This is a genomic window from Ruegeria sp. CDSA033 (genome assembly GCF_059612305.1).
Genome location: NZ_JBXWQI010000008.1, coordinates 155,766 through 181,135, shown reverse-complemented (window position 1 = coordinate 181,135; position 25,370 = coordinate 155,766). Strand labels below are relative to the sequence as shown.

The window sequence follows — 25,370 nt, the reverse complement described above, 5'->3', positions numbered from 1 at the left end:
CCTCTTGCCCCCGCCGGGAAAGTCTTTATGAACACCTCAACGTCGGGCTATGGCGCAGCCTGGTAGCGCGTCCGTCTGGGGGACGGAAGGTCGCAGGTTCGAGTCCTGCTAGCCCGACCAAATCACACCGACGTTTATGGCAGACTGGCCAGATCCCGCTCTGGCAACAGAGGGGATCGGAATGACAGGTGTATGCCCAAACCAACAGATCGAGGCGATGATCAGCCGCGGTGAGATCACCGCCAGCCCCGAGGTTATCCCGGCGCAAATTCAACCCGCCAGCCTTGATTTACGTTTAGGTACAGTTGCTTACCGGGTCCGCGCCTCGTTTCTGTCCGGCGAAGGACGCACGGTCGCGGATCGTTTGGCCGAGTTTGAGATGCACCGCATCGACATCACCGGCGGAGCCGTTCTGGAAAAAGGCTGCGTCTATCTGGTGCCGCTGATGGAATCACTGGCCCTGCCCGCCGATACCAGCGCGGTGGCAAATGCCAAAAGCTCGACCGGACGATTGGATCTTCTGACCCGCACGATCACCGATGGTGGCACCGAGTTTGACCGGGTACCAGCAGGTTATACCGGGCCGCTTTTTGCCGAGATCTGTCCACGCTCATTCTCGGTTCTGGTGAGACCGGGCATGCGGCTGAACCAGATTCGTTTTCGTCAGGGTCAGGCAGTGCTCAGCGATGCGGAACTGACCGCGTTGCACAACGACTCGCCACTGGTCGACGGATCTGCAGTCATTCAGGATGGGCTGGGATTCTCGGTCGACCTGCAATTACCCGACACCGATCTGGTTGGCTATCGGGCCAAGCCACATACCGGTGTGATCGATCTGGACCGGATTGGCGACTACGACCCGCAAGAATACTGGGAAGAGGTGCGCACCACCGATGGCCGTATCATCCTGGACCCCGGCGCATTCTATATCCTGGTCAGCCGCGAAGCAGTCCACATCCCGCCCATGTATGCGGCTGAAATGGCCCCCTACCTGGCCATGGTGGGTGAATTCCGGGTGCATTATGCCGGATTCTTCGACCCCGGTTTCGGTCACGCCGCGGCGGGCGGAGCGGGATCACGTGGCGTGTTGGAAGTACGCTGCCACGAAGCCCCCTTTGTTCTGGAACACGGGCAGGTTGTCGGACGGCTGGTCTATGAGAAGATGGCCGAAATGCCGACACAGCTTTATGGCGCGGGTATCGCGTCAAACTATCAGGGACAGGGGCTGAAACTGTCCAAACACTTCAAGGCTGTTGGCTAACATTTCTTGAACCGGCGCACATGCGGACCACGCGCTGCGCCGGGCTTACCTGCTAGGCTTGACGGTTGCTATCGTCATTTGCGCCCGAGTCATGAGGCACAGCCGATCTTTGTTTCGGCTTCCCCATCCGGCCCGCCACATCAAAACCTTTGTCGATGCCTTTGTTGACGACCCGCCGCATGATCTGGCGGATGATCATGTCGATGATGCGATTCATATTCATTGCTCAACTCCTCAGCTTGGCCACAACATAGGTGATTCCAACGGCAACAAAAGGGCCAAGTTATCACTCTTCCTCGAACAGCTCGGTCTGGTCCTCATCTTCACTGTCATCACGCCCCTCGCCCAAGGGAATCGTGCCCGGAGGCGGTCGGTTTTCCAGCAACCCGGCAGCCCGCAATTCCTTGAGCCCCGGAAGATCGCGGGCATTTTCCAACCCGAAATGATCCAGAAACTGTGGCGTCACAACAAAGGTGACCGGACGGCCTGGCGTCATCCGGCGACGGCCCAAACGGATCCACTCCATTTCCAACAGTTGGTCGATTGTACCGCGCGAAACCGAGACGCCCCGGATCTCTTCGATTTCAGCCCGCGTACAGGGCTGATGATAGGCGACGATGGCCAGCGTTTCGATGGCTGCGCGGCTCAGCTTGCGGGTTTCGACCGTTTCCTTTTGCATCAGAAAGCCCAGATCAGGGGCGGTGCGAATGGCCCAGGATTCGCCCACACGGACGACACGGATACCGCGGCCTTCGTACCGTTTCTGCAGAATTTCAACCGCTTGCGCCGCGTCGCTGCCATGGGGCATCCGCGCCTCTAGATCGGCGATTGTCACCGGCTCGGAGCTGGCAAAAAGCACGGCCTCAACCATACGTTCCTGTTCCGCCAAGGGTGGCGCTTCGAACAGGGTGCCAGTGCCTTCGTCTTGCGGTTCGTCAGTCACGTGTGTCAGTCCTTTTGCGCAAATGGATCGGTGCAAACGTCTCGGTTTGCTTCATCTCCATATGTCCTTCTTTCACCAGCTCAAGCGAAGCCGCAAAGGTCGCTGCAGTGGCCGAGCGGCGACGCACTGGGTCAGCGTCCCAGCCCTCAGGCAGATAGGATTCCATATCCGTCCAAGCCCCGGCAAACCCGATCAGCGGGCGCATCCGCTCTAGCGCCTGTTCCATTGTGAACACTGAATCGCGGTCCATAACAAAGGGGCGGAACTCGTCGCGTGTTCGGATACGGGCGTATCCCTGCATCAGATCCAACAGCGTGGCAGAGTAGGTCACGGTGCGAATACGGGTAATGTCCTCACCCTGCCCGCGTTTGAAGAAATCGCGCCCCAGTTGGTCACGCGCCATCAGACGCGCGGCAGAGTCGCGCATGGCTTGCAGGCGTTCCAACTGGAACGCCAGGTGTGCGGCCAGTTCCTCGCCCGAAGGACCATCGTCATCCGGGTCCGGTGGCAACAAAAGCCGGGATTTAAGGAAAGCCAGCCAGGCGGCCATGACCAGATAATCCGCCGCCAGTTCAATCCTCAGCGCACGGGCCTTTTCCACAAAAGACAGATACTGTTGCGCCAGCGCCAGTACCGAGATTTTCCGCAGGTCGACCTTTTGGGTTCGCGACAGGGTCAACAATACATCCAACGGGCCTTCGAACCCGTCGACATCAACAATCAACGCCTCTGCCGCAAGACGATCCGCGACCGAGGCCGGGTCTTCGCTAAAGAGATTATCGTTCATATACCTGCCCGCCCATTAGGGCAGATAGTTCCGCTTCGGCCGCTTGGATGTCAAGTTCCACAGGCTTCTGTCGCATCGACAACGCCCTTTCCGCGCGCTTTTGCGCTTGCGCGGTCATTTCTCCGGCTGCTTCCAGCACCTTGGCACGCGCGTCAAACGTTCCGTTACAGTGCAGAACCACGTCGCACCCCGCGGCAAGTGACTGACGCGCAATGTCTTCGGGCGCGCCACTCAGCGCTTTCATCGAGATATCGTCGGTCATGATCAGACCTTCAAAACTGATTTTATCGCGGATCAGGCCGATCATCGCAGGCGAAATCGTGGCCGGTTGCGGATCAATCCGGTCGTAAACCAAATGCGCCGTCATCCCCATCGGCAGATCGTTCAGCGCCCGAAACGGTTCGAAATCCGCTTGCACAAGCTGGTCCTGTGTCAGGTCCACATGCGGCAGGTCATGGTGGCTGTCCAGCGTTGCCAATCCATGCCCCGGCATGTGCTTGAGCACCGGCAAAACACCCCCATCCAGATGGCCTTTGGCAACCGCACGCCCAAGAACTGAAACCCGTTTGGGATCAGAGCCATAACAGCGGTTCTTCAAAAACGCATGGGTATCGTCGCGCGCCAAATCGACCATCGGGGCGCAGTTGCTGTCAATGCCAAGCTCGAATAGCTCTTTTGCGATCAGTCGATACCGCAGATACATGGCGCGTTCCGCCTGATCCCCTGCGCGGCCTGCATGATCCAGGGGCGGCATCCATTCGCGTGCCAATGGCGCGCGCAGACGCTGCACACGGCCACCTTCCTGATCGATGGTGATAGGGCAATTGCGCCCTACGGCATCACGAAAGTCATCGCATAGGGCACGGACTTGTTCAGCTGTATCAATGTTGCGCGCAAACAGAATGAACCCGAATGGGTTCATCTGCTGGAATAGTCTCTTTTCCTCTGACGTCAGGCGCAGCCCTTCGGCATCGGTGATCGCAGCGCCGAATGTCACCGAACGGCAACCGGGATACAGTCTGCACCTTGCGCGACCAGAGCGGCACAGAACTGACGCGAGTCGCTCAGGTCATCAAACCCAAGAACACGCAGACGATAGAATGTCCGCCCGCCACTTGAGGTTTTCTGGATAACACGTTGTTTTCCATCCATATACTCACCAAATCGGCCATTCATGCGATCCCATTCCGCGCGAGCCACACCCGAGCTTTCATACGCACCCAGCTGGGCCATGCGCGTGCCTTTGGACAGTGTATTCGGATCCACGTCCACCCCAACCGCAGCTTTGACAGCGGCGTTGATCGCAGCTTCGGTATTGCTGTTGGATGAAATCCCGCTTGGCGTCGCTCGGGCTGGGCGCGTGGACGGGCGCAGGGATCGGCGGACACCGGGCAGTGCCGCCAGTTCCGGGTCCGGCAATTGTGCGGCCAGATCAGCAGGATCAATGGCGGGCTCTTCCTCGGGCAGAGCCAACGAGGCGAGTTGCACGCCCTGCTCTGCCGGGTCATCCGCTTTCGCCGCCCCACCGGCCAATTCGGCAACCAGGGCATCGACTGTATTCTGGCGCAGCTGCGCGGCCTCTTGATCCGAGATCTCTTCTTCGACGACATGCACAGCCTGCGTCGGCTTCAGCGGTTCAACAGGCGTATCTTCGTCTGTCAGCGAAACCGGGCGCGGCGCAAGGATCAAGCGATCTGCTGGCGGCGCTGCCGTTCCAACGGCTGCCACGGCATTGACGGCCAGACCCTGGTGATCGGCCGGGGTGCCGCCGGGGTTTTCCGGCTGAATGCGCATTGGCCCTTCGATGGCGCGAACAACAGGCACGCCACTAACGTCGCGCATCACCAGTTTGAAACCCCAGACGCCGATTCCGGCGACCAGTGCCAACGACGCTACTGCGCCCATGACGTTGACGATACGGCCCAGCCCTGCCCCTCGCGGAGCCTGTTCATAGCCATAGGAGTCGTCGGGATACTCATACCCATCCTCAGGATGTGGCTGATTCGTGTAATGCATCTCCTCAGGGCGCATCTGCCCCGAGTAATCGTAACTTGCCATGTCCGCCTCACCGCCCGATTGCGCCTTAAAAAGTGGCGCGCGGGTCATTTCTTGCCTACCTCGTACCGGCGCGTCGGGCGGTGTTAGTTACCGCATCTCCTGCGCCGGAGTGACGCCAAGAATACCCAAGCCCGCTGAAATCACAACAGAAACGGCCCGGGCCAATGCGATTTTTGATTGGCTTGTGGCAACATCGCCATCCTGAATGAATCGCAGTTGCGTTTCATCGTTGCCCTTATTCCATAGCGCGTGGAAGTCACCAGCCAGCTCATACAGGTAAAAGGCCACCCGATGCGGTTCATTGGTGCGTGCAGCAATTTCGATCAGACGCGGCCATTCGGCCAGCTTTTTGGCCACCGTCAGTTCCGAGGCATGGTCGATCTTGCCCAGATCAGCACCCTTAAGGGTCGCGTCATCCGTAGCGATTTCCGCCTCGGCGGCACGGCGCAGCACGCTCATGACACGGGCATGAGCGTATTGCACGTAGAACACAGGATTCTCGCGGCTTTGTTCCAACACCTTGTCGAAATCAAAGTCCAACGGCGCGTCGTTCTTGCGGGTTAGCATTACGAACCGGGTCACGTCCGGGCCAACCTGATCTACCACATCGCGCAGAGTGACAAAGTTCCCTGCCCGCTTGGACATCTTGAACGGCTCGCCATTCTTCCACAGCTTTACCAGCTGCGTCAGCTTGATATCCAACGGCACCTTGCCATCGGACAGGGCCGAAACAGCTGCCTTCATCCGTTTGACATAGCCGCCATGGTCCGCACCAAACACGTCGATCAGCGCATCAAAACCACGGGTCACCTTGTCATAGTGATAGGCGATATCCGGGGCGAAATAGGTCCAGCTGCCGTCTGACTTCTTAACTGGGCGGTCGACGTCATCACCATGCTCGGTCGATTTGAACAGGGTTTGCTCGCGCGGCTCCCAATCCTCGGGCTTTTTACCTTTGGGTGGTTCCAGCACGCCTTCGTAGATCAAGCCCTTATCGGTCAGGGACTTAAGCGCAGCCTCGATCTTTCCGGTGCCATAAAGCGATTTTTCGGAATAGAACACGTCCATCTCGACACCCAGCGCCTTCAGGTCGGCGCGGATCAGATCCATCATTGCGTCGGTCGAAAACTCGCGCAGTTCTTCCAGCCAGTCGCTTTCCGGCTTGTCGATCAGGCTGTCGCCGTATTTCTCTTTCAGCGCCTCACCGATCGGGATCAGGTAGTCACCGGGGTACAGACCTTCGGCAATCTCGGGGCTCAGCCCGTTGGCCTCACGATAGCGCTCATATGCGGACCGCGCCAGAACATCCACCTGCGCGCCGCCGTCGTTGATGTAATACTCACGGGTCACATCATGGCCCGAATACGCCAACAGGCTCGCCAGAGCGTCACCGAACACGGCACCACGCGTATGGCCCACATGAAGTGGCCCAGTGGGGTTCGCGGACACGTACTCCACGTTCACTTTCTGGCCATGTCCCATGGACGAGCGGCCATAATCAGTGCCCTGTTTCAACACCGCTGCCAACACACCCTGCCACACCGATGCCGCAAGCCGCAGGTTCAAAAAGCCCGGCCCGGCCACTTCGGCACTGGTGATCCGGTCATCCGCCGCCAGCTTCCCGGCCAGCACGTCAGCGATGTCGCGCGGCTTCATCTTGGCCGGTTTCGCCAGCACCATCGCGGCGTTGGTTGCCATGTCGCCATGCGCCGCATCGCGCGGCGGTTCGACTGCCACGTTGTCAAAACTCAGCCCCTCGGGCAATGCGCCTTCGGACTGCATCTGTGCCAGCGCGTCCAGCACGAGGCCGCGGATCTCGGAAAACAGGTTCATTTCGGATGTCCTTTTGCTTGCCCGGCGGTTTACCACGCAAAGCGGCAAGGTCAATGGAAGCGATCAGTTTGGGCTTGGATTAGCAGTAGACTCCGCTAACGTCGGTGGAAATTCAAGCCGGAGAAACCCCTATGCGCCTTGCCCTGCCAATCGCCTTCGTTCTGACCTCTGCCCTGCCGCTTTGGGCCGACATGCCTGAACCGCAAGGCCATGTACTTTTGACCCTTGGCGGAGCGGTCACGGAAACCAACCTGCCAGCCCGCGGTGAAAACGATGGCGGTCTGCTGGGATACTTGGAAGTTCAGCACGACGGAGCCGCCGGCTTTGATGCGGCCATGTTGGACGGACTGGAGCAGGTTGAAATCACTATTCCTTACGGCCCGGAAGACAATAAGAGCGACATCGCCTTTTCCGGGCCACGCCTGTCGGACCTGTTGATCATGGCCGGGGCCGAAGGAAAAACCGCCAAGCCAATGGCTATGGATGGCTATCAGTCTGAAATTCCTTGGGACAGCATCACCGCGCACCAACCCATTGTCGCGACACACGCCGACGGTGCGCCGATGGGTATTGGTGGCTATGGCCCCACCATGATTGTCTTCCCCCCGACTGATGACGAAGAATTGGCACAAGAGCAGTCCGGCCAACAGGTCTGGGCTATCGCCTATATCGGGATAGAGTGATCAGGCACCAGCCAGCCTTGCATGATCCTGCAGGGCAAATCGGTCGGTCATTCCCGCAATATAGTCCGAGACAATCCGCGCCAGCTCTGTTTCATCGCTGGCCGCCTCAATATCGTCATGCCAGCGCGCGGGCATCTGTTTCGGATCGTTCATGTAGATGGGAAACAGATCTTCGACAACTTTACCAACCTCGGCGCGCACATCCATGACACTGGGCGCGCGGTACATCTGCTTGAACAAAAAGGCGCGGATTTCCCTGAGTTGCGCCCATAAGCCACCCGAGAACTGGATCACCGGATAACCAAGATTGCGAATTTCCTCGACGGTCTCCGCGCCCGAACTCGTGATCAGCCCACGCGACGTGACAATTACATCGGAAACCATAACGCCAAAAACACGGCGCAACGCCTCATGCCGGCGCCGATAAGAATCCAAACCCGGATATCTCCGATCCACCTCGGCATAGCAGTCACCGACGATAGGCAATTGCCCGATTTCATCATCCGTGAACAGACCCGCCCTCAACCCGTCCAACAGGTCATGGTTGTTATAGGCTATGTCATCCGAAAGGGCGGCAACTTGTGCTTCGGCACTGGCATGAGTGTAAAGCTCAAGATCGAAACCCGCGTTGCACTCGGCCAGCGCCCACGGCAAATCACCTGTGACCGGCCCGTTATGCTTGGCGATCCCCTCTAGGCACTCCCATGTCAGGTTGCATCCGTCAAATTCGGCATAGTGGCGTTCCAGCTTCGTGACGATGCGAATGGCCTGTGCGTTGTGGTCAAATCCGCCGTAAGGCTCCATGAGCGCATGTAGGGCATCTTCGCCCGTATGTCCGAACGGTGTGTGTCCCAGATCATGCGCCAACGCCACGGCCTCGGTCAGTTCGCCGTTCAAGCCCAAAGCTCCGGCGATTGTTCGCGCGACCTGTGCAACTTCGATAGAATGGGTCAGGCGCGTGCGATAGCTGTCGCCCTCGTGCTCAACAAACACTTGTGTCTTGTGCTTAAGCCGCCGAAACGCGCTGGCGTGAATGATCCGGTCCCTGTCGCGTTGAAAGCATGACCGGAAACTGCTTTCCTCCTCTGGCACAAGCCGCCCCCTGGCGCGGCCTGGGTTCGAGGCAAAACCCGCTATGTTCAAAGGCCTTGTCCTTGTCGCCTGTCCTTGCACTTTCTATATTGTAAGGCGTAAAGGAAATAAACCTTTGGAGTTTGGCATGAATCTGCCCCCCACAGTTACAGAACGCGCCTTTGAACGTCTCGCCGAGATCGGTGCAGCCGATCAGGGACAAGCCCTGCGCGTCGCAGTGGAAGGCGGCGGATGTTCCGGATTTCAATACGAAATCGCGCTGGACGAACCGAAAGAGGACGACCTTGTGCTGGAAGGCAAAGGCCAGAAAGTGATCGTCGACGCGATTTCGTTGCCGTTTTTGGAAAACGCGGTGATCGATTTCACGCAGGAACTGATCGGCGCGCGGTTTGTGATCGAGAATCCCAACGCTACCTCTTCCTGCGGCTGCGGCACTTCATTTTCAATGTGACCTTGCCCTGCCCGCGCGGTTGAGGGATAGATCAACCGGCAGCCAGCCGGAGGATCGCGCATGAAAATCGCCACGTTCAACATCAACGGCATCAAAGCGCGAGCCGAAGCCCTGCCCCGTTGGCTGGATGACGCGCAGCCGGACGTCGTTTTGCTGCAAGAGATCAAGTCGATCGACGAGAATTTTCCCCGCGAGCTGTTTGAAGAGCGCGGTTACAACGTCGAAACCCACGGGCAAAAGAGCTTCAACGGCGTGGCGATCCTGTCCAAGCTGCCACTTGAAGATGTGACTCGGGGCCTTCCTGGTGACGACGATGACGAACAGGCCCGCTGGATTGAGGCGACCGTCATTGGCAAAAAAGCCCTTCGGATCTGCGGTCTGTACCTGCCGAACGGTAACCCGGTGCCGGGTCCGAAATACGAATACAAGCTGTCCTGGATGGAGCGGCTATATGACCGCGCGCGCGATTTGCTGGCGAGCGAAGAGCCCGCGCTGATGGCCGGGGACTACAACATCATCCCGCAGGCCGAAGACGCCAAACGTCCAGATGCATGGCGCGAAGATGCTCTGTTCCGGCCAGAAAGCCGTGCGGCGTTTCGCAAAATCCTGAATCTGGGGTTCACGGAAGCGTTTCGTGCCGTCACCCAAGGCCCTGAGCACTATTCTTTCTGGGACTACCAAGCTGGTGCCTGGAACCGGAATGACGGGATCCGTATCGACCATTTCCTGCTTACGCCGCAGGCCGCCGATCTGTTGCGCGATTGCAGGATTGATGCCGAGATACGCGGGCACGAAAAGCCCTCGGACCATGTCCCGGTCTGGGTCGACTTGGACCTGTGAAACCTCAGGCCGTCGCGTCGTAGCTGTAAATCCAGTCGTATTTCCGGGACAATCGTGGCCCGACCGCCATCAGAGCCGCCTGTGCGGCCAGCCGCATCGGACCGCGCAGGTGGAAATTTCGGGCATTGGCACCGGCCGCAGAAACCACATTCTGCGCCCTTCGATGACGGCGGGTTTCATAGGTGGACAGCGCCTGCTCTATCCCGGATTGGTCATCAAAAGATCGGGCCAGGACCCACGCATCTTCAAGCGCAAGACAGGCACCCTGCGCCATAAATGGGAGTGTCGGGTGAGCCGCATCCCCTAACAATGCAATGCGCCCGTTCTGCCAGCGTTCTGCGACGGGTCGCAGAAACAACGCCCAGATGTGGGGTTTCTGTACCTGCCCCAGAATTTCCCCTACCACGCCGCCAAAGTCGGAAAATCGTGCGCGCAGTTCCTCGGGGTCACCTCGTCGGCGCCAGCCTTCTTCCTGCCAATCGGATCGTTCCTCGATCGCGACGACGTTCATCAGTGTGTGTTCGCGCAGAGGATACGTGACAACATGCCGGCCCGGCCCCATCGTCAGAACGGCGCAGGGTTTGTGATCGCGACGCGCCCAAGGAATCGTCGCCCGCCAGGCCACCTGATGGGTGAATTTCGGTGCTTCGGGCCCGTTCATGTCTACCCGGATCGTGCTTCGCCCACCGTCGGCGGCAATCGCACAATCAACGAGCAGGTTTGTACCATCTTCCAGAACAATCTCGACTTCGGAGGGATGTTTGCGCACCTGCGCAACTCGTGCGCCCAGTCGAAACTCGACACCGTCCCGAAGCGCTGCTTTGTGCAACAATTCCACCAGGTCAGCACGATGGTAGTAATAGGTAGGTCCAGCGACCGGTGCCGGTATCTCGCTAACAGACCGCCCTGCCCGGTAGTCGCGCAACACCGTTCCGTAGGACCGCTGGCCCGCCTCGGGTGTTTCACCCACAACGTTCAGGGCACGCAGCACAACCATTCCGTTGGCGCTGATCTGCAAGCCGGCGCCAACCTCGGTCAATTCAGTTGCCTGCTCAAAAACCACAACCTGAGCGCCGCGTTGCCGCAACGCCAGAGCGGCGGCGATCCCACCGATACCACCGCCGATGATGCCAAATTTCAGACCGTTGATATTCATATCACTGGCTTAAAGCAAAAACGCCGGAGCAAAAGACCCCGGCGTTTGAGAATTCTGATTTTTCCAGCGATCAATCGTCGCGGTGGACCTTTTCGCGGCGCTCGTGGCGTTCCTGCGCCTCAAGCGTCATGGTCGCAATCGGGCGCGCATCCAGACGCTTCAGCGAAATCGGGTCGCCCGTTTTCTCGCAATATCCGTATTCGCCTTCGTCGATCCGGCGCAGGGCCGAGTCAATCTTGGCCACCAGCTTGCGCTGGCGATCGCGTGTCCGCAGTTCCAGCGCACGATCAGTTTCCTCGCTTGCGCGGTCTGCGACGTCCGGAATGTTGCGAGTGTTGTCCTGCAGCCCTTCGATCGTATCGCGGCTGCCTGCCAAAAGCTCAGTTTTCCAATCCAGCAGCTTACGACGAAAATACTCTAACTGCTTGTCGTTCATGAATGGTTCGTCTTCGGCTGGACGATAATCCTCTGGCAGAAATACTTCCTGCTTCATTTTTGCTCCCTCGGTGTGGCCTGCAACGCCGGTCACCTTTGCTTCACCTGACATGCGGCAATCCCCTTCTGCGGAGCGTTTATCCGACAGCGGGGGGAATGTCACTATGGAAACTTAGCCCGGCTGCGTGCTGTTTCAGGTCGTCTAAATATGAGACTTAAAACAACAAATCCTTGTTTTTCTGTGAAAATTGGCAGGCTTTTTTGGGGCGTTCCCAAAATAGTTGCGCCCTATGTTAGCGCCCGAATCAACCAAAGGCATTGGAGTCGCACATCAATTTCGCCCCGCGCGACGTAGCGACCTGTCTTGTCAAATTTTTCACCCCGCTATAACCCCAAGGACACATGCCGCGCGATATTGAATGAGGGGCCCATGACCGCACGTTTCCAAGGTACAGCTGAATATGTTGCCACCGATGACCTGACAATTGCGGTGAATGCCGCCGTTACGCTGGAACGTCCCCTGCTGGTTAAGGGTGAACCCGGAACCGGCAAGACCGAACTGGCCAGACAGGTAGCAGGCGCGCTGGGGCTGAAGATGATTGAGTGGAACGTGAAATCCACCACCCGCGCGCAGCAAGGCCTGTACGAATATGACGCGGTCAGCCGCCTGCGCGACAGCCAGTTGGGCGACGAACGCGTGCATGACGTATCGAACTATATCCGCAAGGGCAAACTGTGGCAGGCCTTTGAAGCTGATGAGAAAGTCGTGCTGCTGATCGACGAGATCGACAAGGCCGATATCGAATTTCCCAATGATCTGCTGCAAGAGCTCGATAAGATGGAGTTCCACGTCTACGAAACCGGGGACACCATCAAAGCCAAAATCCGACCGATTGTGATCATCACGTCGAACAACGAAAAGGAACTGCCCGACGCGTTCCTGCGGCGCTGTTTCTTCCATTACATCCGCTTTCCGGATGAGGCGACCATGCGCCGGATCGTCGACGTGCACCACCCGGGCATCAAAGATGCATTGCTGACCACAGCGCTGACCCAGTTTTACGAAATCCGTGAAACGCAGGGGTTGAAGAAAAAACCGTCGACCTCGGAAGTATTGGACTGGCTCAAGCTGTTGCTGGCCGAAGACCTGACCGCCGAGGACCTCAAACGCGACGTGGCTAATGCGTTGCCCAAGTTGCACGGCGCGCTGCTGAAAAACGAACAGGATGTTCACCTATTTGAACGCCTCGCCTTCATGGCGCGCAGCAAACGCTGAGAATATTGAACACTTGGTGATCCCCGCTTGCCATGCGGGGGGCCGGGTGTCAGCATTGGCCAAAAGACCGTCCGGCGTCGTCGGGCAGTTCGGCCTGACGACATAGGAGCCAATGCTTGTCTGACACTCTCAATATCCGGACACTGCAGCCCGAGGACCGCGCCGAATGGGCCGAGATGTGGCGCGACTATCTGGCGTTTTATGAAACGACCGTGCCAGAGCAGACATATGACCGCACCTTCGCACGGCTGCTTGGGGATGATCCCAATGATTTTTCCTGTTTCGTGGCCGAAGCGGATGGTCATCTTGTTGGCCTGACCCATTACCTATTTCACCGCCATGCGTGGAAAGAGGAAAGCGTTTGCTATCTGCAAGACCTGTTCGCCCGGCCCGAGGCGCGCGGAACCGGTGTTGGCCGCGCGTTGATTCAAGCGGTGTATGATAAGGCCGACCGGCAAGGCGCGCCTTCTGTCTATTGGCTGACGCAAGAGTTCAATCACACAGCGCGCAAGCTCTATGATCGGATTGGCAAGCAAACGCCCTTTATCCGGTATCAGCGTCCATGATCAGGGTCGCTGCGGTTCTGTTTGGCTTGGCCGTTGCCGGATGCACCGCGGTCACCACCCCTGAACCGCCAACACGCGTTAAGGCGATCGAGGCAAACCTGCCGCCCGCCAAAGCGTTCACGTCAACCCGACCCAGACCACCCGCCCGGTCGAACGCTAATATTGCAGCCGATTTCCTTTCTTTGCACTTCGCGCTCGAAGGCGGCGCCACCCTGCCCGTATTCACCCGGTTCGAGGGTCCCGTCACCGTTCGGCTTACGGGATCGCCCACTCCGTCAATGCAGCGCGATCTGACCCGGTTGTTGACGCGCCTGCAACGCGAGGCCGGGATCGACATTCGCCAGATAACGGATGGCCAGGCCAACATAACAATCGAGGCCGTCAGCCAGGAGCAGATCCAGCGCATCCTGCCCCAAGCCGCCTGTTTCGTGGTTCCCAACGCCTCAAGCTTTGAGGAATACCGACAGGACCGACGCAAACGGAAAAGCAGTTGGACCGCGCTGCGCAGCCGCGAACGGCTGGGCATTTTCATTCCCTATGACGTGAGCCCGCAGGAAAAGCGCGACTGCCTGCACGAGGAACTGGCACAGGCTCTGGGGCCGCTGAATGACCTGTATCACCTGCCGGATTCGGTGTTCAACGACGACAACATCCACACCATTCTGACCGGTTTTGACATGCTGATCCTGCGCACGGCTTATTCGCCCCAATTGCGCAGCGGCATGACACGCGAACAAGTCCAGGTCGTCCTGCCCGGCGTCCTTAGCCGGCTGAACCCGCGCGGCGACACCTTGCCCGCGCAACCTGTTTCGGACACCCCGCGCGAGTGGATCAACGCCGTCCAAAAGTCGCTTGGATCAAGGCCAAGCACACGCAACCGGGTGAAAGCCGCGGAAAGAGCGGTTCAGATCGGGCAGGAACAGGGCTGGACCGACCATCGGCGGGCATATCCGCATTATATTCTTGGCCGAATGGCGCAATTCGACAATCCGCAAGAAGCGATCCGACACTACGAAATTGCCATGCAATTTCTGCGCTCAGCACCGGGAACAGAAATCCATCAGGCTTATGTGACCACGCAAACCGCAGCCTTCGCGCTTTCGCAGGGAAAAGGACCAGAGATCCTGCCCGAATTGGACAAGGCTATTGCTGTCATGTCGCGGGCCGAAAACGCCTCTCAATTGGCAACTCTGTTACTGTTGAAATCCGAAGCGCTCAATCAGGCCGGACGTCCGAAACAGGCACGTACCGTCAGACTGGACAGTCTGGCATGGGCGCGATACGGCTTTGGCTCGAAAGTCGTGGTCCGGTCGCTGATGCAGGAAGTTGCCGAAGGTCCGTCCACCAACAACAGAGGCGGATAACGCATGGTCGTAGTTTTGGGAATGGCGTTATTGGGGGCGATCCTTGGCGCGATGAAGGCTCGCAAACGCAATGGCAGCGGCGCGGATATTGCCCAATATGCGGCCGGTTACGGCATCGCATTTGCCATTGTAGGTCTGGTGCTTTCCCTGATCCTGGTTCGTTTGGTGGGTTAACACATGTTTCTGCCCTTTTTCGAAAACCTCCGCAAAGCTGGCATTCCCGTATCACTGCGCGAGTATCTGACTTTTCTGGAAGGCATGAAAAAGGGTCTGGCGACCTATGATGTCGAGGCGTTCTATTACCTCGCTCGCGTGTCGATGGTGAAGGACGAGCGCAATATCGACAAGTTCGATCAAGCTTTTGCCGCCAGCTTCAAAGGTCTGGAAGAGATCAGCTTTGATCAGGTACTCGAAGCTGTCGATATCCCCGCCGAATGGCTGGCCAAAATGGCCGAGAAACACCTGTCGGACGAAGAAAAAGCCGAGATTGAGGCTATGGGCGGCTTTGAAAAACTGATGGAGACGTTGCGTGAGCGTCTCAAGGATCAGGAAGGCCGCCACCAGGGTGGCAACAAATGGATCGGCACCGCAGGGACCTCGCCATTCGGTGCCTATGGATATAACCCTGAGGGCGTGCGCATCGGCCAGAAGGAAAGCCGTCATCAGCGCGCCGTAAAAGTGTGGGACAAGCGCGAATTCAAGAACCTGGACGACACGGTTGAATTGGGTACGCGCAATATCAAGGTCGCGCTGAAACGCCTGCGTCGTTGGGCCCGCGAAGGTGCGGCCGAGGAACTGGATCTGGACGGCACCATCCGCGCCACCGCCGAACATGGTTATCTGGACGTCAAAACCCGCCCCGAGCGTCACAACGCGGTCAAAGTGCTGTTGTTTCTGGATGTGGGCGGCTCGATGGATCCACATATCAAAGTTGTCGAAGAGCTGTTTTCCGCTGCAAGAACCGAGTTCAAGCATCTGGAATATTACTACTTTCACAATTGCCTGTATGAAGGCGTCTGGCGTGACAATCATCGCCGATGGGATCAACAGACCCCGACCCACGAAGTACTGCGCACCTATGGTTCAGACTACAAGTGCATCTTCGTCGGCGACGCCTCGATGAGCCCTTATGAGATTGCCTATCCCGGTGGTGCGAATGAGCACTGGAACCAGGAAGCCGGTCAGGTCTGGCTGCAACGCGCGCGCGAGCAGTGGACATCGAATCTGTGGATCAACCCAGTGCCGGAAAAGTACTGGGAATACACCCATTCCATCGGCATGATCCGCGAGGTTTTCGAGGACCGCATGGTGCCGATGACACTGGCCGGGTTGGAACAGGGGATGCGGGAACTGACCCGCTGACCGTCAAATTTGCAGGACCGGCGCCCAGGCAATGCGGAACGAAACCGCAAGGAAAAACAACACGCTGCCTGTCAGAACGAAGACATGCCAGATCGTGTTGTGGAACGGCAACCAATCTAGAAGATAAAAGGCGATGCCCGCGGTATAGACGATGCCTCCGGTAATCATCAGCGCCACAACTGGTTGCGACAAGTCGGCGAGTAGTGATTGACCCGCCCAAACGGATGCCCATCCCATCAACACATACAGCGCCAAACCGAACCAACGGAACCGGTGCGGGTCGATCATTTTCAGGATCGATCCAAGGGTCGCAGATGACCAAAGACCGATCATGAGCCCAGTCATTGGGGCACCGGAAAGCAAGATGAACGGCGTGTAAGTACCTGCAATCTTGACATAAATCCCAGAGTGATCGAGGCGGCGCAGCAGCTCACCCCACCTATCTGATTGCACCATGTTGTACAAAGCCGAAAACGACAGCATCAGGATAAGCGTGAAGCCGTAGACCGAGACCCCAAGAACTGCGGCAGGCTCGGTCCGATATAGGGCGGTCAACGCGATCAGCGCCGGAACGGCAACAATTGCCGCTGCAACGCCAAGGACATGAACAACGCCATCACTGACTCTTTCAGCCCGGCTATAGGCTGGTCGGATATCGGCAAATGACCACATAGTTTCAAAGTTATGGCGCAACCTGCCCTGCGACAAGTCTGGCAGCCGCTGTGTTTCACCTGTTCACCTCAGTTTGATTGCCCTCAAGCGGAATACCGGCGGCGATTTTCTTTTGCGCAGTGGGCCGTTGGAAACACCGGACGTCAATCTTGTTGTTTAACGCGGAGTTTATGACACTGGGCCAGTTGCCTAATCCCGTGCCCGGAACCATATTTGTACCATGCTACGTCTTACCCCGATCCTACTGGCGATCGCCTATGCCATTGTGATGTACCGGATTTCCGTCTGGCGCACCCATAAGGATCTGGATGCAAAGTCGACTGAGCTGGCCGACCCTGCCCTGAAACGCATGACCGACCGGCTGGCTGCAGCGTTAGAGATCGACCGGGTACCGGTCTACATCTACGAGATTGACCCCGTGAACGGTCTGGCGGCACCGGACGGTCGGATTTTTATCACGCGTGGATTCTACCGCAAATTTCGCAGCGGCGAGGTTTCCGCCGAAGAAATGGCCAGCGTCATCGCGCATGAGCTCGGTCACGTGGCGCTGGGGCATGCCCGCCGCCGGATGATCGACTTTTCCGGGCAGAATGCGCTGCGGGCCGCTTTGATGATGCTGCTAAACCGCTTTATCCCGTTCATCGGCGCGTGGATCGCCAATATGCTAACACACCTGTTGGCGTCGCGCCTGTCGCGCAGTGATGAGTATGAAGCTGATGAGTATGCCGCCGCTTTGCTAACCAAAGCCGGGATCGGAATCGGGCCGCAGAAGTCGTTGTTTCACAAGCTGGAAGACCTGACGCAGCAGCGTGCTGGCGTTGTGCCCGCCTGGTTGATGAGCCATCCAAAAACAGACGAACGGATCGCTGCCCTGGAGGCATTAGAGCAGCGTTGGACCCGTGGCTGATCTAAGGGCAGCGAGAGGCCAGCTTATCGTGCTCTCTGAGATATTTTTAGCCAGATGAAACTGGATCCCGGTTACGCGGCGAGCGCTTTGCCCAGACGTGGGAGACGGGCTTTTTTCATCAGCGGGCGCAAGGTCCATTGGTCGCCCGACAGGCGGTTGGCCTCGGCCAGGACACGGTTGGCTGTGGCGCTGATGCCGTCGGGGTCAGATTGCCAGAAGCCGTGCAGCAGACTGTCCGGATCGCGGCGGTCCAGCCCTTCCTCGGACAGGATGTTTCGGGGAAAGTCCTTGGCGTTGACAGTGACGATCACGTCCGCTGAGGATGCAACGGCCGTTGCCAGAACATGGATATCCGCGCTGTCCGGCAGCCAGAGCCGCTGTTCGACATTGGTTGCCGCAGGAAACTCGGCTTTGGTCCAATTGGCCTGTGCCAGCACGATTTCGGCGCGGGCCTGAGCCTCGCCTGTTGGGCCCAGCTTACGCGCCGCGCGCGCCCATTCCTCGAGGATGCGCGCCGACCACACGGGGGTGAAATGACCCAGTTTGGCCGCGCCGAGCAGCATCTCTCGCATCACCGTGGGGTAGATGACGCAGGTATCCAGAACTGCTTTCACAGCCGGTAGAACACAGCTTTGAGATAGCCGCTTTCCGCCAGTTGCGGCAGTTGTGGATGGTCGGGTCCGGCGAAGCCTGTATGGATTAGTTGCGCCTGTCGCCCTGCCCGTCCAATCCCGCGCGACGAGGCGTCGCGGAAACGGCCCAGATCAGCCGCGTGCGAGCACGAGCACAGGCCCAGATAGCCGCCGGGTTTGACCAGAGCTGCCGCCAAGCGGGCCACACGTTCATAGGCGCGCAGGCCCGCGTCCAGCGCTTGTCTCGAAGGTGCAAAGGCGGGTGGATCGCAGATGACGACGTCGAACTGCGCTCCTTCTTCGCCTAACTGGGTCAGGACCTCGAAGGCATCGCCCTGGCGGGTTTGGAACGTGTCAGCAAAACCAGAGGCCTCGGCCCCTTTGGTCGCCAGGTCCAGCGCGGCTGCAGATCCATCTACAGACAGCGCCCGGCCCGCGCCACCGGCTAGCATTGCCAGCCCGAAACCGCCCACGTGGCTGAAGACGTCCAGTACTTGCGCGCCGGGTTGGACCAGTCGTGCCGCGAAGGCATGGTTCGGGCGTTGGTCATAGAACAGACCGGTTTTCTGACCGCCGGTCAGATCGGCCATGTAGGTCGCGCCGTTCATCGGCACCGGTAGCGGTGCATCGGGCGCAGTGCCACGCAGGGTGAGGTTCACATCATCCAGGCCTTCCAGCCCTCGGGTCCGGCCCGAGGCGTTTTTGAGCACGGTTGTCACGCCGGTGACAGTGACCAGAGCCTCGGTCAGAGTTTCCAGATGCGCCTCGGCCCACGCGGCATTGGGCTGGATCACACAGGCATCGCCAAACCGGTCGATGATGACACCGGGAAAGCCGTCAGCTTCGGCGTGGATCAGGCGATAATAGGGCGCGTCGAACAGGCGTTCGCGCATCTCGACCGCACGGCGCAGTCGGGTTTCGAACCATGCTGCATCAAGCTGAGCATCCAGATCACGGTCAAGAACGCGGCACATGATCTTGGAATCAGGATTCACCGCAACCAGTGCAATGGGCGCGCGTTTGTCATCCTCAAGCACCGCCAGCGCCCCTGCCGGGATTTTACGCGTCCGGCGATCCGTCACGATGTCATTGGCATACACCCACGGAAAACCGTGGCGCAGGCCACGTGCGTTGGCTTTGGGTTTCAGGCGGATACGGGGGTGATCGGCAGTTTGGGTCATGACGCCCTCATAGTCGCGAACGTCACTGGGGAAAAGCCCTAGCGGTCGCGAGACCGCCAACCGCCCCGCCGCTTGGGCGCTTGGGCAGATTGTAATCCCTCTGCCAGCACTTGCGTCATCGGGTGATCGGCGTCCTGCTGGGAATAGGCGGCATGCAGATCGATCAGCGCCTGGGATTGGTCCCGTTCAGCCGGCAGGCTCAGCGCCCAGTCCAGAAAAATGCTGCGGCATTCAGGCAATGTGATGCCTTCGATCCGATATGCCTCGCGGATCAACCCTTTGTGATCATTTGGATCTTTACTCTGCGCCATCATTTTCGTCCCTGATCACGCCGCCAATGATCCCGGCGGCCGTGCTGTAGTTGTCTTGCAGCGCGCTTTGCAGCTGTTCAACCTGTTCAAATCCAGTCGCACGGCACAGGAAAGCAGACCCGCCTTCGCCGACCTTGTCAGCTTCGATGACCTTGCCGGACAACAAACGCGCCGCGCATTGCACGGACCAGCATAGGTCGTAGCAGTCCTTCAGCGTTTGCGCCTGAGCGACGTCCAGCAAACCAGCAGCGACGGCGCCGTCTAAACCCGAATGCACATCGCGCTGTACGACCCCTGACAACAGCGCCCCGGTTTCGGCCATCAGCTCGATATCCATCATCCGGCCGGCGCCGTTTTTGGCGTCCCAGATCCCTGCTGGTGATTTGGCAGCGTCCAAGCGGGCGCGCATCTCGGCCACTTCGCGCAAGGCCTTGTGCTGGTCACGCGGTTGCGACAGCAAGCCTGTGCGGAACGCCTCGATGTCTTCGGCCAGACCTTCGTCTCCGGCGATCACGCGGGCCCGCGTCAGAGCGAGGTGTTCCCAAACCCAGGCCTCGTTCTGCTGATAGTTGGTAAAGCTGGCCCAGCTTGTCGCCACCGGCCCCTGATTGCCTGACGGTCGCAGGCGCATATCGACCTCATACAATCGCCCTTGCGACATTGGCGCGGACAGTGCCGTAATCAGTGCCTGCGTGAACCGGGCATAATAGGTGCGAGTGGCCAATGGGCGTGGCCCCTCGGACATATCCTGATCCAGCGGGTCATAGATCACGATCATGTCCAGATCGGACTGCGAGTTGATTCGCCCAGCCCCAAGTGACCCCATGCCCAGCACGGTTGCACCGCGCCCCGGGGCCGGACCATGTTTACGGGCAAACTGTTCGGACACACGCGGTAGGATCGCGGCGATCACAGCGCTGGCAAGCTGAGCGTATTGCTGCCCCGCCTGTTCGCCATCGATCAGCCCACGCAGGTGATGAACGCCAACGCGGAAGTGCCATTCCTTGCACCAGCGGCGGGCCAGATCCAGCTGGCTTTCATAATCCGCTTCCTCCGAAAGAGCCTGATCCAGATCCGCCTGCAGCGTGGCCTGCCCCGGCCAGTCGCTAAAGAAACTCCCGCCGATCACAGCGTCAAACACCGATGCATTGCGCGACAGATGCGCCGCCAGTGCGTGGGATGTCCCGACAATATCAATCAGCAGGTCGATCAGTTGGGGGTTGGCCTCAAACAGTGAAAACAGCTGAACGCCGGCGGGCAAGCCTGACAAAAAACCATCCAGCGCCCGCAGCGCCTCGTCCGGTTGCGCCGTTTTTGCCAAACGCGACAGCAGCTCGGGCTTGAGGCGTTCGAATATCCGCGCGCCGCGATGCGATCGCAATGCGGGATATGTCGTCCAGCGGGCCAGAACGTTCTGGTCAAAATCCACTTCGCCAACTGGCGCGCGCGTCGAGGAACCGGGCGCAAAAAAGCCTTCGGTCAGGTCGTGCACTTCGGTCAGCCTGTGGGTCAGGTCACGGGTCAGTTCGTCGACGTCTACTCCCATCAGGCAAGCGACGCGTTCTATCCCGTCCGGCGATTGCGGCACCTTGTGGGTCTGAGCGTCATGGACCATCTGGATACGGTGTTCGACCTCACGATGGGCGCGGTAGTGGTCGGTCAGCTTGTCTGCCACGTCCTGCGGGACCCAGCCTTTTTCGGCAAGCGCCGCCAATCCGGGCACTGTACCGCGCACGCGCAGGTCCGGGTCGCGGCCACCGGCAATCAATTGGCGGGTCTGGGTAAAGAATTCGATCTCGCGAATGCCGCCCTGCCCCAGCTTCATGTCATGGCCCGGAACGGTCAGTGCACCGCCGGTTCCCTTATTTTCACGTATGCGTAGGCGCATGTCGTGAGCGTCCTGAATGGCGGCAAAATCTAGGTGACGCCGCCAGACAAAGGGGCGAAGGGTATCCAGAAACCGTTGTCCTGCCGCAATATCGCCAGCACATGGGCGTGCTTTGATATAAGCCGCGCGCTCCCACGTGCGGCCCAGGCTTTCATAGTACCGCTCGGCCGCCTCAGCCGCCATGCAGACCGGCGTTACCGCTGGGTCCGGGCGCAGGCGCAGATCAGTGCGGAATACATACCCATCCGCTGTCTTGTCGCTGAGCGTGGCGCAGAAATTGCGTGTCGCCCGCACCATGCCTTGCCGCGCTTCGTAGAAGTCATCGGGATCAAACCGGGTCTCATCGAAAAGGACGATCAGGTCGATGTCCGAGCTGTAGTTCAACTCGTGTGCGCCCATCTTGCCCATCGCCAGAATAATCATCCCCGCGGCGGTTTCGACGTCGTCCGGCCCCATGCCCGGAAGTTTGCCGCGCCGGATCAGGTTGGCGATCTCGGCCTTGGCCGCCACATCCGCCGCCAACGCGCCAAAATCGGTTAGCGCTGCGGTCACCTTTTCCAACGGCCAAGCGCCCGCCAGATCAGCCAGAGCGGTCAGCAACGCCATCCGTCGCTTGGCCAGCCGCAGCCCCGGTTTCAACTGATCCGGCGGTAGCATTCGCGCAGCCTGCAAAACGTCGGCCAGCGCGTCATCGGAGTGTTGCAACGCTGAGGCCAACCAATCGTTTTCGTGATCGATCAAGTTTTTCAGATAGGGGCTGGACCCTGCTGCCCCAGCGATCAACTCGCCCTGTTCGGATGTAATGCCGCTGACCGCCGCGCGCGCATCATCGCCAAGCGACTGGTCGAATGCACGTGGCAGACGCTGGATGGAAAGAGGCCCGGTCATTTCCCCTCCAGCGGCGTATCCTGACTGAAACTGTTGACCCAGACGTCATGCCGCCGCTCCCACAGCGACGAGATTAGCATCGCCTCCCAACCCTCGACCTTGGGTCGCTTATAGTCGGCCCGGTACGACAGCAGAACGATATCCGAGGTCAAAACCCGCAACCGGGTGTCGCTTAGCTCATAGCGCGCCATCGTCGGCGCGTCGGCAAACTGCCCCACATGATCATCCCGGTTCGCAAACCCCGTCGGATAAACCCCAAGAAAATCTGGGCTCAGCAAGGCCCGGTCTGCAGCCGCATTGCCTTCCATCAGGGCCGTCCAAACCTGCTTTTCCAGGTTTAGAATTTCATCCAGCGTCGGAGGTGTCGTATTTTCAACATGTTGCATAGGCGGAAAGTGCGCCCGTTCCGCAGCAAGGTCAACCGTAGCCAAGTTCAAAATGTAAATCATTTTTACATCGACCTCTTGCAACCCCCGCTTCAGTCCCCATCTAGACAATGTGAACGCAATTTACATCAAACCCGGAGAACCCAAATGACCGCATTGTCCGACCACGCCGTCCCACAAAATCCGGGGTGGCTCTCTCGTGCCGAAGCCTGGATGGATGACAAGGGCAAAGGGGCCTGGATCGCCGCCATGGTCCTTGGTTTCATCTTTTTCTGGCCCGTTGGCCTGGCGCTTCTTGCCTATATGATCTGGAGCAAACGCATGTTCAGCAAATCCTGCAGCCGTCGCAAATCCTGGCACAGCCACATGAGTGCGATGAAGCCGTCCGGCAATAGCGCGTTTGACGCCTACAAGTCCGACACCCTGGCTCGGCTTGAGCGCGAACAACAGGAATTCGAGTCCTTCCTGCGCCGCCTGCGCGACGCCAAAGACAAAGCCGAGTTTGACCAGTTCATGGACGAACGCGCCCGTGAAAACAACGATGAGGCTGAAAACGGCGAACGCGCCTAAGCCGACCTTGCCCTGTCCCGACATTCGGGACAGGGTGTCCTAAATTCTCAGCCGGAAATCAAAATATGACCCACCTGCCCGACCCAGACCGACAGCCAGAATTTTACCAGTCTGTCGCGACCAAGCGTTTTATCGCCTGGCTGTTCGACATCGCCTTTATCTCGCTGTTGTGTACTGTGGCCATCCTGCTGACTTTCGGTCTGGGCTTTTTCGTCCTGGCCCTGATCTACGCCGTCGTCAGTTTCGTCTATCGCGTGATTACCATCGCCAACGGCTCGGCCACACTGGGCATGCGCTTTATGGGGATCGAACTGCGCGATTCATTTGGATCCCGGATGGATTTGGGCAAAGCGGTGGCCCACACGGCCGGGTATTTTGTCAGCATGGCCTTTCCGGTCATTCAGATCATCTCGGTCATCATGATGCTGACCAGCGCACGTGGCCAGGGACTTACTGATGCGTTCCTTGGAACTGTCATGATCAACCAGCGCGCGTAAAAAATTCAACGACGTGAATCACTTGGCGGTTTTAGGATCGGTTGTTATCATCCGGTCCAAGGAAACACGGAACGTTCATGCGACACACGCTGCCAATCGCGCCACAATTCTATGTGACGGCCCCACAGCCTTGCCCTTATCTTGAGGGCAGGATGGAGCGTAAATTGTTCACGGCCCTTCAGGGGGAAGGTGCGGATCAGCTGAATAACTCATTGTCCCAACAAGGGTTTCGCCGATCGCAAAACGTGTTGTACCGCCCGTCCTGCTCTGATTGCGCGGCCTGTCTGTCGGCCCGGATCGACGTGACGGCCTTCCGCCCAAGCAAAAGTCAGAAACGCGCGGCAAAACGCAACGCGTACCTGCAACGCAGGGCGAACTCACCCTGGGCCACGGATGAGCAATACGAACTCTTCCGCCGCTACCTGGATACCCGCCACGCGGATGGTGGAATGGCCGATATGGACGTTTTCGAATTCGCCGCGATGATCGAAGAAACTCCGATCCGCAGCCGGGTCGTGGAATATGGCGACCCAAGTACCGGAGATCTGATCGGCGTCAGCCTGACGGACGTCTTGGATGACGGCCTCAGCATGGTCTACTCGTTCTACACCCCCCAGCAACCGCAGAACTCGCTGGGCACGTATATGATCCTCGATCACATCGACATCGCGCGCGAAGCCGGGTTGCCATATGTCTACCTAGGATACTGGGTGCCAGGCAGCCCCAAGATGGGTTACAAAGCGCGCTTCTCAGGGCTTGAGGCCTATTACCAGGGCGAATGGATCAGCGTAAACAACCCATCTGAACTGACGGATTCCAGCCGCCACCCTTTGTCCACCGCGCCAATCGCGGAACAGGTTGCCAGCATCCAACTGCCCGACCGCCACCCTACCAAAGGCTGATATCCCATGACCCAAAGTCTTTTCGCCGTCACCCTCGTGGTGCCGGACTACGACGACGCGATCGCCTTCTATACCCAAACACTCAGTTTCACCCTGCTACAGGATATTGATCTCGGCGGCGGTAAACGCTGGGTCCGGGTTGCCCCGCCGGGTTCGGGCGACGCATCCCTGCTACTGGCCAAGGCAGATGGCCCAAGCCAGACCGCTGCCGTTGGAAACCAAACCGGCGGGCGTGTCGGCTTTTTCCTTCAAACGAATGATTTCCAACGTGACCACAACGCAATGGTCACTGCAGGCGTCCATTTCGAGGAAGACCCGCGCAATGAGCCCTATGGTAACGTCGCCGTCTGGCGCGACCCGTTCGGCAATCGCTGGGATCTGATCCAGTTCACCTGATCCGCACTTCATATGGCAAAAAATATCTCGGGG

Annotated in this window: 29 protein-coding genes and 1 tRNA gene; 15 read left to right on the top strand and 15 right to left on the bottom strand. The window is 58.7% G+C overall.

All coding sequences use genetic code 11. The annotated features are described in order from the left end of the window. Nucleotides 1-43: 43 nt before the first annotated feature. A tRNA-Pro gene (locus AC2FLA_RS12825) sits at nt 44-120 on the top strand. Nucleotides 121-181: 61 nt separating this feature from the next. Next, nucleotides 182-1,261 carry a 2'-deoxycytidine 5'-triphosphate deaminase gene (locus tag AC2FLA_RS12820; protein ID WP_496722640.1) on the top strand — a complete coding sequence of 360 codons (1,080 nt, stop codon included), beginning with the start codon at nt 182-184 and terminating at the stop codon, nt 1,259-1,261. A gap of 52 nt (nt 1,262-1,313) precedes the next feature. Here the strand turns inward: AC2FLA_RS12820 and AC2FLA_RS12815 are convergent, their stop codons facing one another. The 6 genes from AC2FLA_RS12815 to argS form a co-directional block, all read right to left on the bottom strand. Then, nucleotides 1,314-1,484 (bottom strand): hypothetical protein, encoded by a 171-nt coding sequence (locus tag AC2FLA_RS12815; RefSeq protein ID WP_159089934.1) that lies wholly within the window; start codon nt 1,482-1,484, stop codon nt 1,314-1,316. 63 nt (nt 1,485-1,547) lie between these two features. Then, the gene (gene scpB, locus AC2FLA_RS12810; protein WP_496722638.1) at nt 1,548-2,204 is read right to left on the bottom strand and encodes an SMC-Scp complex subunit ScpB; all 657 of its coding nucleotides are present in this window, start codon (nt 2,202-2,204) and stop codon (nt 1,548-1,550) included. Further along, complete coding sequence (locus AC2FLA_RS12805; RefSeq protein WP_113789426.1) at nt 2,197-2,991, bottom strand: segregation and condensation protein A; 795 nt, start codon at nt 2,989-2,991, stop codon at nt 2,197-2,199. Before AC2FLA_RS12805 ends, scpB begins: the two co-directional genes overlap by 8 nt. Next, entirely contained in the window at nt 2,981-3,988 is a 1,008-nt protein-coding gene (gene nagZ, locus AC2FLA_RS12800; RefSeq protein WP_496722636.1) for a beta-N-acetylhexosaminidase, read from the bottom strand. The genes AC2FLA_RS12805 and nagZ overlap by 11 nt, the downstream gene beginning before the upstream one ends. Further along, nucleotides 3,985-5,097: an SPOR domain-containing protein gene (locus AC2FLA_RS12795; protein WP_496722635.1), complete on the bottom strand. Its 1,113-nt coding sequence runs from the start codon at nt 5,095-5,097 to the stop codon at nt 3,985-3,987. Before AC2FLA_RS12795 ends, nagZ begins: the two co-directional genes overlap by 4 nt. A gap of 39 nt (nt 5,098-5,136) precedes the next feature. After that, nucleotides 5,137-6,882, bottom strand: a complete 1,746-nt coding sequence (argS, locus tag AC2FLA_RS12790) for an arginine--tRNA ligase (protein WP_496722633.1) — start codon at nt 6,880-6,882, stop codon at nt 5,137-5,139. 131 nt (nt 6,883-7,013) lie between these two features. Between argS and AC2FLA_RS12785 the strand changes: the two genes are divergently transcribed. Further along, complete coding sequence (locus AC2FLA_RS12785; RefSeq protein ID WP_496722631.1) at nt 7,014-7,565, top strand: putative pterin-binding protein; 552 nt, start codon at nt 7,014-7,016, stop codon at nt 7,563-7,565. Here the strand turns inward: AC2FLA_RS12785 and AC2FLA_RS12780 are convergent, their stop codons facing one another. After that, nucleotides 7,566-8,708 (bottom strand): deoxyguanosinetriphosphate triphosphohydrolase, encoded by a 1,143-nt coding sequence (locus AC2FLA_RS12780; RefSeq protein WP_496722629.1) that lies wholly within the window; start codon nt 8,706-8,708, stop codon nt 7,566-7,568. Between the two features lie 76 nt (nt 8,709-8,784). Between AC2FLA_RS12780 and AC2FLA_RS12775 the strand changes: the two genes are divergently transcribed. Together AC2FLA_RS12775 and xth are read left to right on the top strand one after the other, a co-directional pair. Continuing rightward, nucleotides 8,785-9,108, top strand: a complete 324-nt coding sequence (locus tag AC2FLA_RS12775; RefSeq protein ID WP_058277565.1) for a HesB/IscA family protein — start codon at nt 8,785-8,787, stop codon at nt 9,106-9,108. A gap of 60 nt (nt 9,109-9,168) precedes the next feature. Then, the gene (gene xth / locus AC2FLA_RS12770) at nt 9,169-9,948 is read left to right on the top strand and encodes an exodeoxyribonuclease III (protein WP_496722628.1); all 780 of its coding nucleotides are present in this window, start codon (nt 9,169-9,171) and stop codon (nt 9,946-9,948) included. Between the two features lie 4 nt (nt 9,949-9,952). On the opposite strand, the gene AC2FLA_RS12765 is transcribed toward xth, so the two are convergent. Continuing rightward, nucleotides 9,953-11,104: an FAD-dependent monooxygenase gene (locus AC2FLA_RS12765; RefSeq protein ID WP_496722626.1), complete on the bottom strand. Its 1,152-nt coding sequence runs from the start codon at nt 11,102-11,104 to the stop codon at nt 9,953-9,955. A gap of 70 nt (nt 11,105-11,174) precedes the next feature. Beyond that, complete coding sequence (dksA, locus tag AC2FLA_RS12760) at nt 11,175-11,597, bottom strand: RNA polymerase-binding protein DksA (RefSeq protein WP_058274529.1); 423 nt, start codon at nt 11,595-11,597, stop codon at nt 11,175-11,177. A gap of 372 nt (nt 11,598-11,969) precedes the next feature. On the opposite strand from dksA, the gene AC2FLA_RS12755 reads away from it, so the two are divergent. The 5 genes from AC2FLA_RS12755 to AC2FLA_RS12735 all read left to right on the top strand — a co-directional run bounded on the left by AC2FLA_RS12755 (nt 11,970) and on the right by AC2FLA_RS12735 (nt 16,107). Next, nucleotides 11,970-12,815 carry an AAA family ATPase gene (locus tag AC2FLA_RS12755; RefSeq protein WP_496722624.1) on the top strand — a complete coding sequence of 282 codons (846 nt, stop codon included), beginning with the start codon at nt 11,970-11,972 and terminating at the stop codon, nt 12,813-12,815. Between the two features lie 116 nt (nt 12,816-12,931). Then, entirely contained in the window at nt 12,932-13,381 is a 450-nt protein-coding gene (locus tag AC2FLA_RS12750) for a GNAT family N-acetyltransferase (protein WP_496722622.1), read from the top strand. Further along, nucleotides 13,378-14,745 carry a DUF2927 domain-containing protein gene (locus tag AC2FLA_RS12745; protein ID WP_496722620.1) on the top strand — a complete coding sequence of 456 codons (1,368 nt, stop codon included), beginning with the start codon at nt 13,378-13,380 and terminating at the stop codon, nt 14,743-14,745. The genes AC2FLA_RS12750 and AC2FLA_RS12745 overlap by 4 nt, the downstream gene beginning before the upstream one ends. 3 nt (nt 14,746-14,748) lie before the next feature. Then, nucleotides 14,749-14,919 (top strand): hypothetical protein, encoded by a 171-nt coding sequence (locus AC2FLA_RS12740; protein WP_186437468.1) that lies wholly within the window; start codon nt 14,749-14,751, stop codon nt 14,917-14,919. A gap of 3 nt (nt 14,920-14,922) precedes the next feature. Continuing rightward, nucleotides 14,923-16,107 carry a vWA domain-containing protein gene (locus AC2FLA_RS12735; protein ID WP_496722618.1) on the top strand — a complete coding sequence of 395 codons (1,185 nt, stop codon included), beginning with the start codon at nt 14,923-14,925 and terminating at the stop codon, nt 16,105-16,107. A gap of 3 nt (nt 16,108-16,110) precedes the next feature. On the opposite strand, the gene trhA is transcribed toward AC2FLA_RS12735, so the two are convergent. After that, entirely contained in the window at nt 16,111-16,779 is a 669-nt protein-coding gene (trhA, locus tag AC2FLA_RS12730; protein ID WP_113789438.1) for a PAQR family membrane homeostasis protein TrhA, read from the bottom strand. 220 nt (nt 16,780-16,999) lie between these two features. Between trhA and AC2FLA_RS12725 the strand changes: the two genes are divergently transcribed. Continuing rightward, the gene (locus AC2FLA_RS12725; protein ID WP_058274516.1) at nt 17,000-17,686 is read left to right on the top strand and encodes a M48 family metallopeptidase; all 687 of its coding nucleotides are present in this window, start codon (nt 17,000-17,002) and stop codon (nt 17,684-17,686) included. A gap of 71 nt (nt 17,687-17,757) precedes the next feature. On the opposite strand, the gene AC2FLA_RS12720 is transcribed toward AC2FLA_RS12725, so the two are convergent. Genes AC2FLA_RS12720 through AC2FLA_RS12700 form a run of 5 tightly spaced genes read right to left on the bottom strand, consistent with a single transcriptional unit; the run spans nt 17,758 to nt 22,972 of the window. Next, the gene (locus AC2FLA_RS12720) at nt 17,758-18,300 is read right to left on the bottom strand and encodes an RSP_2648 family PIN domain-containing protein (RefSeq protein WP_496722616.1); all 543 of its coding nucleotides are present in this window, start codon (nt 18,298-18,300) and stop codon (nt 17,758-17,760) included. Continuing rightward, nucleotides 18,297-19,499, bottom strand: a complete 1,203-nt coding sequence (locus tag AC2FLA_RS12715) for an RSP_2647 family RNA methyltransferase (RefSeq protein ID WP_496722614.1) — start codon at nt 19,497-19,499, stop codon at nt 18,297-18,299. Before AC2FLA_RS12715 ends, AC2FLA_RS12720 begins: the two co-directional genes overlap by 4 nt. A gap of 38 nt (nt 19,500-19,537) precedes the next feature. Further along, nucleotides 19,538-19,810, bottom strand: a complete 273-nt coding sequence (locus AC2FLA_RS12710; RefSeq protein WP_472723947.1) for a hypothetical protein — start codon at nt 19,808-19,810, stop codon at nt 19,538-19,540. Then, a complete protein-coding gene (locus AC2FLA_RS12705) occupies nt 19,797-22,586 on the bottom strand; it encodes a [protein-PII] uridylyltransferase family protein (protein WP_496722612.1) in 2,790 nt (929 codons plus the stop codon). The genes AC2FLA_RS12710 and AC2FLA_RS12705 overlap by 14 nt, the downstream gene beginning before the upstream one ends. Then, the gene (locus AC2FLA_RS12700; RefSeq protein ID WP_496722610.1) at nt 22,583-22,972 is read right to left on the bottom strand and encodes a DUF4440 domain-containing protein; all 390 of its coding nucleotides are present in this window, start codon (nt 22,970-22,972) and stop codon (nt 22,583-22,585) included. Before AC2FLA_RS12700 ends, AC2FLA_RS12705 begins: the two co-directional genes overlap by 4 nt. A gap of 147 nt (nt 22,973-23,119) precedes the next feature. Between AC2FLA_RS12700 and AC2FLA_RS12695 the strand changes: the two genes are divergently transcribed. The 4 genes from AC2FLA_RS12695 (at nt 23,120) to AC2FLA_RS12680 (ending at nt 25,337) form a co-directional block, all read left to right on the top strand. Next, the gene (locus tag AC2FLA_RS12695) at nt 23,120-23,542 is read left to right on the top strand and encodes a DUF2852 domain-containing protein (protein WP_108858373.1); all 423 of its coding nucleotides are present in this window, start codon (nt 23,120-23,122) and stop codon (nt 23,540-23,542) included. A 65-nt stretch (nt 23,543-23,607) separates the two neighbouring features. Beyond that, nucleotides 23,608-24,039 (top strand): RDD family protein, encoded by a 432-nt coding sequence (locus AC2FLA_RS12690; RefSeq protein WP_058274521.1) that lies wholly within the window; start codon nt 23,608-23,610, stop codon nt 24,037-24,039. A gap of 77 nt (nt 24,040-24,116) precedes the next feature. Then, a complete protein-coding gene (locus tag AC2FLA_RS12685; RefSeq protein ID WP_109311356.1) occupies nt 24,117-24,941 on the top strand; it encodes an arginyltransferase in 825 nt (274 codons plus the stop codon). 6 nt (nt 24,942-24,947) lie between these two features. Then, nucleotides 24,948-25,337 carry a VOC family protein gene (locus AC2FLA_RS12680; RefSeq protein ID WP_496722607.1) on the top strand — a complete coding sequence of 130 codons (390 nt, stop codon included), beginning with the start codon at nt 24,948-24,950 and terminating at the stop codon, nt 25,335-25,337. Nucleotides 25,338-25,370: the final 33 nt, after the last annotated feature.

Coding starts and splice junctions, on each gene's coding strand:
- dksA (WP_058274529.1), bottom strand. CDS start 11,597: ATGAAGCAGGAAGTATTTCTGCCAGAGGATTATCGTCCAGCCGAAGAC.
- AC2FLA_RS12740 (WP_186437468.1), top strand. CDS start 14,749: ATGGTCGTAGTTTTGGGAATGGCGTTATTGGGGGCGATCCTTGGCGCG.
- AC2FLA_RS12690 (WP_058274521.1), top strand. CDS start 23,608: ATGACCCACCTGCCCGACCCAGACCGACAGCCAGAATTTTACCAGTCT.
- trhA (WP_113789438.1), bottom strand. CDS start 16,779: ATGTGGTCATTTGCCGATATCCGACCAGCCTATAGCCGGGCTGAAAGA.
- AC2FLA_RS12820 (WP_496722640.1), top strand. CDS start 182: ATGACAGGTGTATGCCCAAACCAACAGATCGAGGCGATGATCAGCCGC.
- AC2FLA_RS12785 (WP_496722631.1), top strand. CDS start 7,014: ATGCGCCTTGCCCTGCCAATCGCCTTCGTTCTGACCTCTGCCCTGCCG.
- argS (WP_496722633.1), bottom strand. CDS start 6,882: ATGAACCTGTTTTCCGAGATCCGCGGCCTCGTGCTGGACGCGCTGGCA.
- AC2FLA_RS12745 (WP_496722620.1), top strand. CDS start 13,378: ATGATCAGGGTCGCTGCGGTTCTGTTTGGCTTGGCCGTTGCCGGATGC.
- AC2FLA_RS12695 (WP_108858373.1), top strand. CDS start 23,120: ATGACCGCATTGTCCGACCACGCCGTCCCACAAAATCCGGGGTGGCTC.
- AC2FLA_RS12805 (WP_113789426.1), bottom strand. CDS start 2,991: ATGAACGATAATCTCTTTAGCGAAGACCCGGCCTCGGTCGCGGATCGT.
- AC2FLA_RS12815 (WP_159089934.1), bottom strand. CDS start 1,484: ATGAATATGAATCGCATCATCGACATGATCATCCGCCAGATCATGCGG.
- AC2FLA_RS12735 (WP_496722618.1), top strand. CDS start 14,923: ATGTTTCTGCCCTTTTTCGAAAACCTCCGCAAAGCTGGCATTCCCGTA.
- AC2FLA_RS12795 (WP_496722635.1), bottom strand. CDS start 5,097: ATGACCCGCGCGCCACTTTTTAAGGCGCAATCGGGCGGTGAGGCGGAC.
- AC2FLA_RS12700 (WP_496722610.1), bottom strand. CDS start 22,972: ATGCAACATGTTGAAAATACGACACCTCCGACGCTGGATGAAATTCTA.
- AC2FLA_RS12685 (WP_109311356.1), top strand. CDS start 24,117: ATGCGACACACGCTGCCAATCGCGCCACAATTCTATGTGACGGCCCCA.
- AC2FLA_RS12725 (WP_058274516.1), top strand. CDS start 17,000: ATGCTACGTCTTACCCCGATCCTACTGGCGATCGCCTATGCCATTGTG.
- AC2FLA_RS12715 (WP_496722614.1), bottom strand. CDS start 19,499: ATGACCCAAACTGCCGATCACCCCCGTATCCGCCTGAAACCCAAAGCC.
- AC2FLA_RS12705 (WP_496722612.1), bottom strand. CDS start 22,586: ATGACCGGGCCTCTTTCCATCCAGCGTCTGCCACGTGCATTCGACCAG.
- xth (WP_496722628.1), top strand. CDS start 9,169: ATGAAAATCGCCACGTTCAACATCAACGGCATCAAAGCGCGAGCCGAA.
- AC2FLA_RS12710 (WP_472723947.1), bottom strand. CDS start 19,810: ATGGCGCAGAGTAAAGATCCAAATGATCACAAAGGGTTGATCCGCGAG.
- AC2FLA_RS12680 (WP_496722607.1), top strand. CDS start 24,948: ATGACCCAAAGTCTTTTCGCCGTCACCCTCGTGGTGCCGGACTACGAC.
- AC2FLA_RS12775 (WP_058277565.1), top strand. CDS start 8,785: ATGAATCTGCCCCCCACAGTTACAGAACGCGCCTTTGAACGTCTCGCC.
- AC2FLA_RS12765 (WP_496722626.1), bottom strand. CDS start 11,104: ATGAATATCAACGGTCTGAAATTTGGCATCATCGGCGGTGGTATCGGT.
- AC2FLA_RS12755 (WP_496722624.1), top strand. CDS start 11,970: ATGACCGCACGTTTCCAAGGTACAGCTGAATATGTTGCCACCGATGAC.